The sequence below is a fragment of the Qipengyuania sp. S6317L1 genome (assembly GCF_023015615.1).
In the GTDB taxonomy this organism is placed as follows: Bacteria; Pseudomonadota; Alphaproteobacteria; order Sphingomonadales; family Sphingomonadaceae; genus Erythrobacter.
Map to the genome: position 1 here is coordinate 599,609 of NZ_JALKAJ010000005.1, position 12,200 is coordinate 611,808.

General features: G+C 58.8%; 14 protein-coding genes. 5 read left to right on the forward strand and 9 right to left on the reverse strand.

Translation table 11 applies throughout. The features are described 5' to 3' along the window. The first annotated feature begins 93 nt into the window (after positions 1-93). The 4 genes from carA to greA all read left to right on the forward strand — a co-directional run bounded on the left by carA (position 94) and on the right by greA (position 5,744). Positions 94-1,275, forward strand: coding sequence for a glutamine-hydrolyzing carbamoyl-phosphate synthase small subunit (gene carA, locus MWU38_RS14470; RefSeq protein WP_247272492.1), 1,182 nt, complete (start codon positions 94-96; stop codon positions 1,273-1,275). Further along, a complete protein-coding gene (locus tag MWU38_RS14475; protein WP_247272493.1) occupies positions 1,272-1,826 on the forward strand; it encodes a hypothetical protein in 555 nt (184 codons plus the stop codon). Before carA ends, MWU38_RS14475 begins: the two co-directional genes overlap by 4 nt. After that, the gene (gene carB / locus MWU38_RS14480) at positions 1,826-5,149 is read left to right on the forward strand and encodes a carbamoyl-phosphate synthase large subunit (RefSeq protein ID WP_247272494.1); all 3,324 of its coding nucleotides are present in this window, start codon (positions 1,826-1,828) and stop codon (positions 5,147-5,149) included. The genes MWU38_RS14475 and carB overlap by 1 nt, the downstream gene beginning before the upstream one ends. Before the next feature lie 118 nt (positions 5,150-5,267). Beyond that, complete coding sequence (greA, locus tag MWU38_RS14485; RefSeq protein ID WP_247272495.1) at positions 5,268-5,744, forward strand: transcription elongation factor GreA; 477 nt, start codon at positions 5,268-5,270, stop codon at positions 5,742-5,744. A 33-nt stretch (positions 5,745-5,777) separates the two neighbouring features. Here the strand turns inward: greA and MWU38_RS14490 are convergent, their stop codons facing one another. The 6 genes from MWU38_RS14490 to MWU38_RS14515 form a co-directional block, all read right to left on the reverse strand. Then, the gene (locus tag MWU38_RS14490) at positions 5,778-6,254 is read right to left on the reverse strand and encodes a GNAT family N-acetyltransferase (RefSeq protein WP_348646915.1); all 477 of its coding nucleotides are present in this window, start codon (positions 6,252-6,254) and stop codon (positions 5,778-5,780) included. An 11-nt stretch (positions 6,255-6,265) separates the two neighbouring features. Beyond that, the gene (locus MWU38_RS14495) at positions 6,266-6,496 is read right to left on the reverse strand and encodes a DUF4170 domain-containing protein (RefSeq protein ID WP_247272497.1); all 231 of its coding nucleotides are present in this window, start codon (positions 6,494-6,496) and stop codon (positions 6,266-6,268) included. A 127-nt stretch (positions 6,497-6,623) separates the two neighbouring features. Next, on the reverse strand, positions 6,624-7,238 hold the full coding sequence (locus MWU38_RS14500) for a hypothetical protein (RefSeq protein ID WP_247272498.1): 615 nt from the start codon (positions 7,236-7,238) through the stop codon (positions 6,624-6,626). Next, positions 7,228-7,593, reverse strand: coding sequence for a hypothetical protein (locus MWU38_RS14505; protein ID WP_247272499.1), 366 nt, complete (start codon positions 7,591-7,593; stop codon positions 7,228-7,230). Before MWU38_RS14505 ends, MWU38_RS14500 begins: the two co-directional genes overlap by 11 nt. Beyond that, positions 7,590-8,099: a phage holin family protein gene (locus tag MWU38_RS14510; RefSeq protein ID WP_247272500.1), complete on the reverse strand. Its 510-nt coding sequence runs from the start codon at positions 8,097-8,099 to the stop codon at positions 7,590-7,592. Before MWU38_RS14510 ends, MWU38_RS14505 begins: the two co-directional genes overlap by 4 nt. A 36-nt stretch (positions 8,100-8,135) precedes the next feature. Continuing rightward, on the reverse strand, positions 8,136-8,735 hold the full coding sequence (locus MWU38_RS14515; RefSeq protein ID WP_247272501.1) for a hypothetical protein: 600 nt from the start codon (positions 8,733-8,735) through the stop codon (positions 8,136-8,138). A gap of 196 nt (positions 8,736-8,931) precedes the next feature. Between MWU38_RS14515 and eno the strand changes: the two genes are divergently transcribed. Further along, positions 8,932-10,221, forward strand: a complete 1,290-nt coding sequence (gene eno, locus MWU38_RS14520) for a phosphopyruvate hydratase (RefSeq protein ID WP_247272502.1) — start codon at positions 8,932-8,934, stop codon at positions 10,219-10,221. A 91-nt stretch (positions 10,222-10,312) separates the two neighbouring features. On the opposite strand, the gene MWU38_RS14525 is transcribed toward eno, so the two are convergent. The 3 genes from MWU38_RS14525 to ribH form a co-directional block, all read right to left on the reverse strand. Then, positions 10,313-11,014: a winged helix DNA-binding protein gene (locus MWU38_RS14525; protein ID WP_247272503.1), complete on the reverse strand. Its 702-nt coding sequence runs from the start codon at positions 11,012-11,014 to the stop codon at positions 10,313-10,315. A 335-nt stretch (positions 11,015-11,349) separates the two neighbouring features. Continuing rightward, the gene (locus tag MWU38_RS14530; RefSeq protein WP_247272504.1) at positions 11,350-11,565 is read right to left on the reverse strand and encodes a hypothetical protein; all 216 of its coding nucleotides are present in this window, start codon (positions 11,563-11,565) and stop codon (positions 11,350-11,352) included. A 176-nt stretch (positions 11,566-11,741) separates the two neighbouring features. Further along, on the reverse strand, positions 11,742-12,164 hold the full coding sequence (gene ribH, locus MWU38_RS14535; RefSeq protein WP_247272505.1) for a 6,7-dimethyl-8-ribityllumazine synthase: 423 nt from the start codon (positions 12,162-12,164) through the stop codon (positions 11,742-11,744). Positions 12,165-12,200 lie beyond the last annotated feature (36 nt).

The following is a 12,200-nucleotide window of genomic DNA, read 5'->3' on the forward strand; positions in this document are numbered from 1 at the left end:
GGACTGCTTAGATAGGTTGACGTAGACCCCAAGCAAGCTTAGCGGGTGGGTCTTAGCGACATTGCTGGAAAACCCTTGCTTGGAGAGCCCCAAATGGCTTCTGCTGCCAATCGTCCTGCGCAACCTGAAGGTGCGACAGGAGTCCTTGTTCTGGCCGATGGAACGGTAATCTGGGGTAGGGGCTTTGGCGCCAAGGGAGAAGCCGTTGGCGAGGTGTGTTTCAACACCAGCATGACGGGGTATCAGGAGGTGATGACCGATCCTTCTTATGCGGCGCAGATCGTCACCTTTACCTTCCCCCACATTGGCAACGTCGGCGCGAATGCCGAAGATGTGGAGAGCGCGGTCGAGGGCGCGGTCGGCTGCGTTGTGCGCGAAGATGTCACAGAGCCATCCAATTTCCGCAGCCTTGAGCGGTTTCAGGAGTGGATGGAGCGGAACGGCAAGATCGGCCTTTCGGGCGTTGATACCCGCGCGCTGACCCGCCGCATCCGCCTGTCTGGCGCCCCCAACGCGGTGATCGCCCATTCGCCGGAAGGGAATTTCGACATTCCCGCTCTGATCCAGCGTGCACAGGAATGGGCAGGGCTGGAAGGCATGGACCTTGCCATCCGCGTCAGCCGTGAACATCAGGAAAGCTGGGAGGGCGGCTATTGGCGCTTGGGCCACGGCTATGGCCGGGCAAGCCGCGATGCGACCCCGCATGTAGTGGCAATCGACTATGGCTCGAAAGACAACATCTTCCGCAACCTCGTGCGCGCCGGTGCCAAGGTGACGGTTGTGCCTGCCAAGACAAGCTTCGACGACGTCATGGCGCTAAAGCCTGACGGCGTGTTCCTCTCCAACGGCCCCGGAGATCCTGCGGCGACGGGCGAATACGCGGTGCCGGTGATCCAGAAGCTGCTCGAGGAGGACATGCCGCTGTTCGGCATTTGCCTCGGCCACCAAATGCTGGCTCTCGCAGCGGGCGCGAAAACGATCAAAATGCACCAGGGCCACCGCGGCGCAAACCACCCGGTTCAGCGGGTTGGTGAGGGCTGGGGCGAGACCACCGGCCTCGTTGAGATCACCAGCATGAACCACGGCTTTGCGGTGGATGCAGACACTCTGCCCGATAGCCTCGAGCAGACCCATGTGAGCCTCTTCGACGGCTCCAACTGCGGGATTGCGGTGAAGGGCAAGAATGCGTTCGGGGTGCAGTATCACCCAGAGGCAAGCCCGGGGCCGCAGGATAGCTTCTACCTCTTCGAGAAGTTCGTGGGGGGGCTGGGGTGATCCGTATCGGCATTGCCATCCTCGCGACTGCCAGCCTCTCCGGCTGCCACATTCTCTTTCCCGAGGACCCGCGCGATGGCACCGAACTCAGCGCGGAATGCCCGACCCGTGTCGCCAGCCTTCTCGGCCCGACGACGCAATTCGCCAACTACACCGAAGAAATGGGTGTCCCCACCTTCACCTTCGACATCACCAAGATGGCGTTTGAGGACATGCAGCGCCTGATGGTGGAGGGGAGCGATGACACCGCTGGCAGGCGCGCGATGGACGCGACCAATGTGGACTCCACCGCCGTTGATCTCTTTATGGAAACACCCGTCGATGAAAAGGGCGCCTTCTTCACCGGCCGTGACCCTGCGCTTTACCGCGTTCGCGGCGGGCTCCAGCCCAAGTCGACCATGATCGCGACCGGATGTGCCCGGCAACAAGAGGGTATGCGTCTGATCATGATCGACGTTGACCCCGTGCGCGCCGAACCAGAACCCGAAACCGACCCCGAAAACACCGAAACAACTCCCGAAAACGCCCCTACTCAAAACGAGAGCCAATAATGCCCAAGCGTAATGACATTTCCTCGATCCTTGTGATTGGTGCTGGACCCATCATCATCGGGCAGGCGTGCGAGTTCGATTATTCGGGCACGCAGGCGATCAAGGCTCTGAAAGAAGAGGGATACCGGGTCATTCTGGTGAACTCGAACCCGGCAACGATCATGACCGATCCCGAGTTCGCCGATGCGACCTATGTCGAGCCCATTACGCCCGAAATCGTCGCCAAGATTATCGCCAAGGAAAAACCCGACGCGCTGCTTCCCACAATGGGCGGGCAGACCGCGCTTAACTGTGCATTGGCGCTTGAGGATATGGGCGTGCTGGCGGAGCACGGTGTCGAGATGATCGGCGCAAAAGCCGACGCCATCGACAAGGCCGAGAACCGCCAGCGGTTCCGCGAGGCGATGGACAAGATCGGTCTTGAAAGCGCGCGCTCGGGCGTTGCGAATACCCTAGAAGAAGCGCGCGAGGTGCTCAAACGCACTGGCCTTCCTTCGATTATCCGCCCAAGCTTCACCCTTGGCGGCACGGGCGGCGGTATCGCCTATAACACGCAGGAATTTGACCGGATCGTGCGCGAAGGGCTCGACGCCTCGCCCACCACCGAGGTGTTGATCGAAGAATCGCTGCTCGGGTGGAAAGAGTATGAGATGGAGGTCGTGCGCGATCGTGCCGACAACGCCATCATCATCTGCTCGATCGAGAACGTTGACCCGATGGGTGTGCACACGGGCGATTCCATCACGGTCGCCCCCGCGCTGACGCTCACCGACAAAGAATACCAGATCATGCGTACAGCCAGCATTGAAGTGCTGCGCGAGATCGGCGTGGAAACGGGCGGATCGAACGTCCAGTTCGCGGTCAACCCCGAGGATGGCCGCCTCATCGTGATCGAGATGAACCCGCGCGTGTCGCGCTCCTCGGCGCTTGCGTCAAAGGCCACCGGCTTCCCCATCGCGCGCGTCGCGGCGAAATTGGCAGTGGGCTACACTCTCGACGAGATTACCAACGAAATCACCGGCGCAACTCCTGCGAGCTTTGAGCCGACCATCGACTATGTCGTGACCAAAATCCCGCGCTTCGCCTTTGAGAAATTCAAGGGCGCCGAGCCGCTTCTGGCTACCGCGATGAAATCGGTGGGCGAGGTTATGGCCATCGGCCGCAACTTCCAGGAGAGCGTGCAGAAGGCATTGCGCGGGCTCGAAACCGGGCTCGACGGGTTCAACCGCGTGACCGAACTCGAAGGGGTTCACAAGGACGTTGTGACCGCATCGCTTTCCAAGCGCACGCCGGATCGCCTGCTCAAGGTGGGCCAAGCCTTCCGCGAAGGGCTGAGCCTTGCGGATATTCAGAACGTCACCGGCTACGACCCGTGGTTCCTGCGCCAGATCGAGGACATCATCGCGGCAGAGAAGCAGGTGCAGGCCGACGGACTTCCCCGCGATGCAGCGACCTTGCGCAAGCTCAAATCCATGGGCTTTTCCGACAGGCGCCTCGCGACGCTCGCCGTGCGCTCTGTTGGAGTGAAGGGCGGCCTTGCCGAAACGCAAGCAAAGCGTTCGGGCCTTCTGCACGATGCGCTGCAAGCTATGGCAGGCGCAACCAGCGAAGAGGAAGTGCGCGCCCTTCGCCAGAAACTTGGCGTTACCCCCGTGTTCAAACGCATCGATTCCTGCGCCGCCGAGTTTGAGGCAATCACGCCTTATATGTACTCGACCTATGAGGCGCCGACCTTCGGTGAGCCCGAGTGCGAGGCAGATGTTTCAGACCGCAAGAAAATCGTCATCCTGGGCGGCGGGCCGAACCGCATCGGGCAGGGGATCGAGTTCGACTATTGCTGCGTCCATGCCTGTTTTGCTCTGGCAGAGCAGGGCTTTGAGACGATCATGGTCAACTGCAATCCGGAGACGGTTTCGACCGATTACGACACATCCGACCGTCTTTATTTCGAGCCCTTGACCGCCGAAGACGTGCTCGAAATCCTTCGGGTAGAACAGCAATCCGGCGAGCTGGTCGGGGTGATCGTGCAATTTGGCGGGCAAACTCCGCTGAAACTTGCGCAGGCCTTGGAGGATGCCGGGATCCCCATCCTTGGCACATCGCCCGACGCCATCGATCATGCCGAAGACCGCGAGCGGTTTGCCAAGCTCGTCAACAAGCTGAAGCTGAAACAGCCCGACAACGGCATCGCCTTCACCCGCGACGAAGCGGCGGCGGCTGCTGCGCGCATCGGTTATCCTGTCCTGCTGCGGCCTAGCTTCGTGCTGGGTGGGCGCGCCATGGAGATTGTCGATTCCGAGGCGCAGCTTGATGATTACATCAAGACCGCAGTCACCGTGTCAGGCGAAAGCCCTGTCCTGGTGGACCAATATTTGCGCGATGCAATCGAGTGTGATGTCGATGCGCTTTGCGATGGGGACGAAGTGCGCATTGCAGGGGTGATGCAGCATATCGAGGAGGCCGGCGTCCATTCAGGCGACAGCGCCTGCACCTTGCCGCCATACTCGCTTTCTCCCGACATCATCGCCGAGATGGAGCGTCAGGCCGAACTGCTCGCTTTTGCACTCAAGGTGCGGGGCCTTATGAATGTCCAGTTCGCTGTGAAAGACGGCGAGGTTTATCTTATCGAGGTGAACCCGCGCGCAAGCCGCACCGTGCCATTCGTTGCTAAAGCTCTCGGCCAACCCGTGGCCAAGATCGCCGCCCGCGTTATGGCAGGTGAAAAGCTCGCGGATTTCGAGCCATTCCGCCGTGACCTGCCTTATATGGCGATCAAAGAGGCGGTGTTCCCCTTTGCCCGATTCCCGGGCGCTGACCCTGTGTTGTCGCCGGAAATGAAATCGACAGGCGAGGTGATGGGCATCGACTGCGCATTCGAGCCCGCCTTCTTCAAATCGCAATTGGGTGCAGGCATGGCCCTGCCGCAAGAAGGGACCGCCTTTGTCTCGGTCAAAAACTCCGACAAGGCGACCATCGTGCCGGCCGTCAGGGACCTGCTCGATGCCGGTTTTACCGTCATCGCCACAGCAGGCACGCAAAATTACCTTTCTGAACAAGGGCTTTTGGTGGAGCGCGTCAACAAGGTGGCCGAAGGTCAACCGCACATCGTCGACAAGATCATCGATGGCGAGGTGGCGTTGATTTTCAACACCACCGAAGGTTGGCAATCGCTGCTCGATTCCAAATCGATCCGCGCCAGCGCCCTTGAAAAGAAGGTTCCATATTACACGACCGCCGCCGCTTCTTGCGCAGTAGCAGCCTCAATTAAGGCGCTTGAACCGTCACAGCTTGAAGTTCGGTCGTTGCAAGACTATTATAGTTGAGAATTTTACACGTCCTCCCCTTCATTTCGTGAGACTGAGGCCGCCTCGATTGAGGCGGTCATGGGCGAAATTTCCCGGATGAAAAGCGGGGCGGGCGTCGAAACAGAAAGAAACAGGAATGGCTACGATGGATAAGGTCCCGATGCTGGCTGAAGGCTATGAGCGTCTGACAGCAGACCTTAAGGCACTTCGCGAAGAACGCCCCCGGGTTGTGGATGCAATCGAAGAGGCGCGCGCACACGGCGACCTTTCAGAGAACGCCGAATACCACGCCGCGAAAGAGCGTCAGGGTCAGATTGAGGCGCAAATCGGCGACCTTGAAGGCAAGATTGGCCGCGCCCAGATCATCGATCCAAGCACTCTTTCAGGCGACAAGGTGGTTTTCGGGGCAACGGTCACGCTTCTCGATGAAGACGACAAGCCTGTAAAATATCAGATCGTCGGCGAGACAGAGGCGGACGCGGGCAAAGGTCGCATTTCCTATTCCTCGCCAATCGCCCGGGCGCTCATTGGCAAGCAGGTTGACGACGAGATCGAGGTGACGGTCCCATCCGGCGACAAGTTCTACCTGATCCAAAAGATCGAATTCATTTAAGGATTGCTGCGTTAGCCCCTAAATCGGCGGCTTTCAGGTTAAATCCTTGTCCATCGCGTAATTGTGAATGGCGACGCCGTGAAGTTTGAAGTCGCGGCGCCCCTTTAGCGTGTATCCTGCGCGCTCGAACGCAGTTCGGGCGAACTCGCTTGCCTCGGTGTAAACCCGGGGCAAGCCCAATTTGCGCGCTTCCTCCTCCGCATGAGCAAGTAGCCTTGCCGCGAGCCCGTGCCCGGAATGGGCAGGTGAGCAGTAAAGCATATCCAGATGGCCATCAGGTTCGAGCAGAGCGTAGGCCACTGGTGAGCCTTCCTCATCTGCCATCACATAAATGCAATGCCCGACCTTCGCGCGCGCCACAAATCGCGCAGGATCGCTATGGCCCGAGGACCAAACACTCACCTGCTGCGCGGAATAGGCCTTTGCGCCAGTTTTTATAATGGCGTCGCGAGTAAGCCCACATAGGGCCGGGGCATCGTCAGAAGTGAAATTGCGAAGCGTATAGGCCACGCGTGCGCAGCTTACGTTTCCGGCGTCAACAGCTTGTGAATATGCACGACGACATATTTCATCTCGGCATCATCAACCGTGCGCTGCGCCTGAGCGCGCCAGGCATCGACTGCTGCTTCGTAAGTGCTGAAAACACCAACAACATGTAGGCTTTCGGGGTCTGCAAATTCATGACCGCGCGGATCGGTAACGCGCCCACCCATGACGAGGTGAAGGCGCTGGTTCGTGGTTGCTTCTTCCATTGTGTGCTTCCTTGGGGAGGATGGGGTGGGACAGGACGTCCCAATCAATTCCCGCAACTAGTAGAAGCGCCAATCAAGCACAAGATGCGCGCTTGGCCACACATCAAAATTTGCGCCTTTGCCCCGCTCAGCGACGCGTGCGCTGGGTCAAATCGCGCACAGCACGGGTGGCCCGGCGCTTTGTGCGCTGTGTGGCGGCACGTCCCTTGTCGGCTGCCGCGCCAGCAACATAGCCTGCTTCGCGCCTAACGGATCGAGCCGTGGCAGCGGCGCTATCGCCTATATCTTCAAGTGCGTCTTTGCCCGCAGTCGCGCCGCCCAAAATGTCATCGATGATGTCCATAGCGCGATCAGCGATCGTATCAGCGATCAGCACCCACAGGGCGCTCGTGCGTTTGTGCGCAGCCGTGGTCACGCTCCCTTTTGCAGCGTTCGCGGCGCTCTCTGCTGCACCGCCAACTTTGCTGGCGGCAAGCGTTGCAGCGCCTGCCGCACTTGAAGCAGCTTTCCCGGCGACACGCCGTCCGGGTTGGGTCATCAACCCTATGGCGACACCGACTACAACCGCTCCTGCGATCACCTTGAGAGGATTTTTCCGGGTGTAATCCACCGCTGTATCGACTGCTTCTTTCGCCTGCTCGCCTAGGGTGCGCTCGGCAATGCGGCGCTCGCTGGCCTCAATTTTCTGGCGCAGCGCATCGCGTTTGTTCTCGTCGCTGTTCACGGGTTCGTTATCTGTCATTTTCGTCTCCGGGGGAAAGGGCGGTGTCGCTCATCTCGGGAGATGCGTGAGCGAAGTCTGGATCGTCCCTGTCATTGTCAATTTCTTCTGCCATTGCGGCCAACAAAGGCTCGCGGCCAAACCAAAGTGCGAGTGCGCCAAGAACGATGGCGATGATGCCACGATTGTCGATCGTGTGAACCTTGGCCACTTCGTAAACGTCTTTGCCGCCTTCGATCACTCCGCCAAGATAGCGGTTGGTGAGCCCTTTGGCGGAATAGGCGGTTCGCGCGTGCTCGATTTCTTCAAGCAACACCTTTTTGGAGGCATCGCGTAAAGCGCGGTAGTCGGCGAAGCGTTGTTCGAGATCGCTCACGCCGCCTCCCCTTCGTCACCGTCGTTGTCATCCGATGATGAGAACAAACCTGTCATCTTCTGGATCTTTACAAATGCACGCCAGCCAAGGAGCGCCACAATCAGCAAAAGCCCGCCAAAGACGATTGCGATCGCACCCCAAATGCCCACGAGCGGTTCGAACGCAAGCACCAGGCCGACTGCAAGCGCAAGAAATGCGATGTGCAGGAGGATGACCGCAAGAACGCCAAGACCGGCTGCGACACCAAGATAGCGTCCGGCCAACGCGGCCCGCGTTTTCTGAAAGCCAAGCTCGGACTCGGCATATGTCCGCGCATTGTCAATCAACGCGCTTGCCTCGTCCATCAGGGAGGGGTCGACGCGGGGCGAGGGCGCACCTTGATCGATATCCTCTGAGGTGGAGGCGCCAGTGTCCGCTGTATCGCTCACTTGCATGTCGGCAGCGGTGAGATCGGGAGCGGCAGGGTCAGCGCGCGATACGCCGACCCGCCCATGTGTCTCCGTCATTCGGTCCCCCTTTGGGTCTTGGCTCACTGGCGCGGTTTACTTGCCGCTGCGGAAAAGGCGCGCCACAAGGAAGCCGACGACGGCAGCAATGCCCACAGCCGCAGCGGGGCTTTTGCGGATTGCGTCGCGGGTATCTTCGCCAAGTTCCTCAAGGCTCTTTGCCTCAAGCTTGGCCGATGTTTCAGCCAGCGAACGCGAAGCCGAACGCGCATAGTCGCCATACTGCTCGCCGAAACGCTCATCGATCTGGCCGGCGGTGTCGCCAACCGCTTTACCGATGCTGGCAATTGCATCTGATGCTGCCGCTTTACCTTCGACGGCGAGCTCACCGGCGCGCGCTTTTGCCTTATCGCCATATTCCTTGGCATCTGACATTACGTCGTCTCCCCGAGATTTTGCCTGTTCGCGGTAAGCCCCTGCACGGTTGCCGGCCTCGTCACGCAGGGCAGCGGCACCCGCTTTTGCTTCTGCAAGAGCAGCGTTGAAACGGCTCTTCGCCTCGGTCGTTCCGGTTGCGGTGGTTTCAGCCTCAGCCTTTTTCGCGGTGGCACCGGTTTTCTTGGGAGCCGATTTCTTCGCGGTTGTTTTCTTCGCTGCGGGTTTGCGCGTGGTTTTCGTTGTGTTTGCTTCTGCCATGTTGATCTCTTACCCTCGGTTTTGCGCGATGCAACATAATGCAATCGCGACTTTATGTAATGAAAATCTATGTCACTTGCACCGAACTTTTCTTGCCCATATGGGGTCCGGGAAACATTTGGTGCATTTGTCCAACCCGGACAGTCCGAGCCAGTTCCTACCTTATATATATTCTTCTCACGCCGGAGTTCCAATAATGACAGCGATAATCGATATTCATGGCCGCGAAATTCTCGACAGCCGGGGGAATCCGACAGTCGAAGTGGATGTCTTGCTCGACGACGGTAGTTTCGGCCGCGCCGCAGTTCCGTCAGGCGCCTCGACCGGTGCGCATGAGGCGGTGGAACTGCGCGACGGCGACAAGGCACGCTACATGGGGAAGGGCGTTTTGAAGGCGGTAGACGCGGTCAACACCGAGATCCGTGACCTGCTCGTCGATGCTTTTGATGCCGAAGACCAGCGCGATATCGACCTTTCGCTGATCGATCTGGACGGGACGGAGAACAAAGGGCGCCTTGGCGCAAATGCCATTTTGGGAACCAGCCTTGCCGTCGCCAAAGCGGCCGCCAATGCGCGCGGTCTTCCGCTTTATTCTTACCTCGGCGGAGTTTCGGCCCATGTGTTGCCGGTGCCGATGATGAATATCATCAACGGCGGCGAACACGCTGATAATCCAATCGATATCCAGGAATTCATGATCATGCCTGTCGGCGCCGACAGCATTGCGGAAGCTGTGCGTTGGGGCTCCGAAGTGTTCCACACACTGAAGAAGGGGCTGCACGACAAAGGCCTTGCCACCAGCGTCGGCGACGAAGGCGGATTCGCGCCAGATCTGGCAAGCACACGTGCTGCGCTTGATTTCATCATGGCCTCGATCGAGCAGGCTGGTTTCAAACCCGGCGACGACATCGTGCTCGCCCTGGATTGCGCCGCGACCGAATTTTACCGTGATGGCAAATATGAAATCTCGGGCGAAGGGCTCAGCCTCGATGGTCAAGGCATGGCCGATTATCTCGCCAAACTGTGCGATGACTATCCCATCCTCTCGATTGAAGACGGCATGAGCGAAGATGATTTTGAGGGCTGGGCCGCTGTTACCAACGCTATTGGTGACAGGGTGCAACTTGTAGGCGATGATCTTTTCGTGACAAATCCGGCGCGCCTGGGTCAAGGGATTGCTGATGGGCTCGCCAACTCGCTGCTCGTCAAAGTCAACCAGATCGGAACGCTCACCGAAACGCTTGCAGCGGTCGATATGGCAACCCGCGCGCGATACACCTCGGTGATGAGCCACCGTTCGGGCGAAACCGAAGATGCCACTATCGCTGATCTTGCGGTGGCCACCAACTGCGGCCAGATCAAGACAGGCAGCCTCGCGCGTTCAGACAGGCTTGCGAAATATAATCAGCTCATCCGTATCGAGGAAGAGCTTGGCGTCAGCGCCGTATATGCAGGGCGCGGCTGCTTTGGGGCCTTGTCCGCTTGAGGCAAACGCGCCTCTAAATCGGGCGATTGCCCGGAAGCTTCGTGTCAGAGGGTGCAGGAAGAAGCTTCCGGGCGGGGCCAGCCAGGGACGACTAGGGGGTCAGTCCAAGGCTAGCGAAATATTCATCCATCGCGGCAAGCCCTTTGTCGGTCAGATGCACAAGGACGCGGCGCTGATCCTCGGGGTCATGCTCACGGGCGATCAGACCTTGCTCCGACAAGACCCCGAGCCAGCGAAGCCCGGTGGTTGGCGGGGCAGCAGAGCCAATGCACGCGCTCGATACGGACACCGGCTTGTTCTCGACATTGGCGATGTAGAGATCGAGCAGTATGTCCCAAGCGGGCTCACCAAACAGCTCGTCGTTTTCGAATATCGCGGAACGACGACGACGCACGGCGTAAGCTTCACGAGCCATATCGCCAAACACCTTGCGCCGCATACGCGCGTCGGCATGAATGGCACTTAGACCACTCAGACCGCGCGGCAATTTCATTTCCGCAGAGCCGCTCCGTTCTGATGTGGCCGAAGGATCGCTAAAGCTCGCCTTTCCGGTTGATTTGCGCAGCGCATCGGCGATGCCAGCCAAATGCTCGGCCAATGCCCCAAGGTCGGTTTCCAAAGGCGCAGCGTTGTTGGGTTCAGTAGCTTTCGTTTCCGAAGTTTTCAGAGACGGCTGATCCCTGCGCAGCCCATCAGAGGTGCCGGCCTCCTTGCGTGAAAACTCGGACTGTTCTGCCTCTCGTGGTGATTGAACAAATTTCGTGACCATCGGATCATTCTTGAATTGGTTCATGCACGGACCCCTCCGATTCTGAGGAAAATCAGGAGTGACGCGGCACAAGAGCGCACAGAACCACCGTCAAGCGCTATCGCACCGTTCGAAAGGGCACGAGGTGAGGGTGCACCTGCGCCATTGAATTTCTTGAATGAAAAGATGCCGAGCATTGCCTAGCCCCTTCCCGGTAGGGCCCGCGCCAAGCCGGGTTGGCCTGAAACAGTGGATCGCTTGCCCCAACAAAACCGTAGGCAAAGTCCCCCAGTTGTGCATTACGCATGACCCCGTAATTCACCCTTCAAAATGGACTAATACTCCGGAAGAGGAGCAATATTTGATCCATTTTCGAGGTATTACTCGTTCTGCTCTGGGAAGGTGATCTGTGTTTGTTTTAAAATGTCGGTATCCGCGGCGATGACGGCCATGTTTCTCTTAAGCTGTTCGATTGCAGCATTAACGTGAATGGCCGCAATGCCGGCCCCGGCAGTGTCGAGGGAAACCAAAACCCGCTCGAGCGCGTGCTGGCATTGCTTGAGGTCAACGACCTCGTTCGTTGTCATATGAATCATCGCAGAGGTTCCTGCTCTTTAAGTGTGCACCAAGGTCCCGCGACGAAGCGGGCCTACACCAGAGCGAGTAAGCGATAATCCTTGAGCCCGATATACGTGTTAACCCCTAGACCTGCCGTAAGTCAGTGCTTTGCAACATCTTTTGTGCGCAGCGGGTCAGGGTTACGCGCAAGTCCTCATGCGTCGAAGCGTTCCGCAAGGCTCAACAGCGAAAGCGCTGCCTGCGCGGCTTCGCCGCCTTTGTTCTTTTGCGCCGGATCTGCACGCACAAGCGCCTGTGCCTCATTCTCGACAGTCAGAATGCCGTTGCCGATCGCGATCCCGTCCATCGTGAGAGCCATGATAGCCCGCGCGCTTTCGCCTGCTACGATTTCGAAGTGATAGGTTTCGCCCCGGATCACCACACCGATTGCGACGAAGGCATCATATTCGCCCGTCTCGGCCGCTAACGCGATTGCTCCCGGAATCTCCAGCGCGCCTGGTACGGTGAGAACTTCGGCCTCATGCCCTGCCGCGGTGATTGCAGCCTTTGCTCCGTCGATGAGCATGTCGTTGAAGTTTTCGTAGAACCGCGCTTCGACGATGAGGATTTTGGCCATGTTTGGGCTCCTGTGGTCTCGATAAATAGGGTCACC

What these genes read in the sequence shown, in the direction of transcription:
- MWU38_RS14500 (WP_247272498.1), bottom strand. Translation starts at nt 7,238, where the DNA reads ATGACAGATAACGAACCCGTGAACAGCGACGAGAACAAACGCGATGCG.
- carA (WP_247272492.1), top strand. Translation starts at nt 94, where the DNA reads ATGGCTTCTGCTGCCAATCGTCCTGCGCAACCTGAAGGTGCGACAGGA.
- ribH (WP_247272505.1), bottom strand. Translation starts at nt 12,164, where the DNA reads ATGGCCAAAATCCTCATCGTCGAAGCGCGGTTCTACGAAAACTTCAAC.
- MWU38_RS14530 (WP_247272504.1), bottom strand. Translation starts at nt 11,565, where the DNA reads ATGATTCATATGACAACGAACGAGGTCGTTGACCTCAAGCAATGCCAG.
- MWU38_RS14525 (WP_247272503.1), bottom strand. Translation starts at nt 11,014, where the DNA reads ATGAACCAATTCAAGAATGATCCGATGGTCACGAAATTTGTTCAATCA.
- carB (WP_247272494.1), top strand. Translation starts at nt 1,826, where the DNA reads ATGCCCAAGCGTAATGACATTTCCTCGATCCTTGTGATTGGTGCTGGA.
- MWU38_RS14510 (WP_247272500.1), bottom strand. Translation starts at nt 8,099, where the DNA reads ATGACGGAGACACATGGGCGGGTCGGCGTATCGCGCGCTGACCCTGCC.
- MWU38_RS14495 (WP_247272497.1), bottom strand. Translation starts at nt 6,496, where the DNA reads ATGGAAGAAGCAACCACGAACCAGCGCCTTCACCTCGTCATGGGTGGG.
- eno (WP_247272502.1), top strand. Translation starts at nt 8,932, where the DNA reads ATGACAGCGATAATCGATATTCATGGCCGCGAAATTCTCGACAGCCGG.
- greA (WP_247272495.1), top strand. Translation starts at nt 5,268, where the DNA reads ATGGCTACGATGGATAAGGTCCCGATGCTGGCTGAAGGCTATGAGCGT.
- MWU38_RS14515 (WP_247272501.1), bottom strand. Translation starts at nt 8,735, where the DNA reads ATGGCAGAAGCAAACACAACGAAAACCACGCGCAAACCCGCAGCGAAG.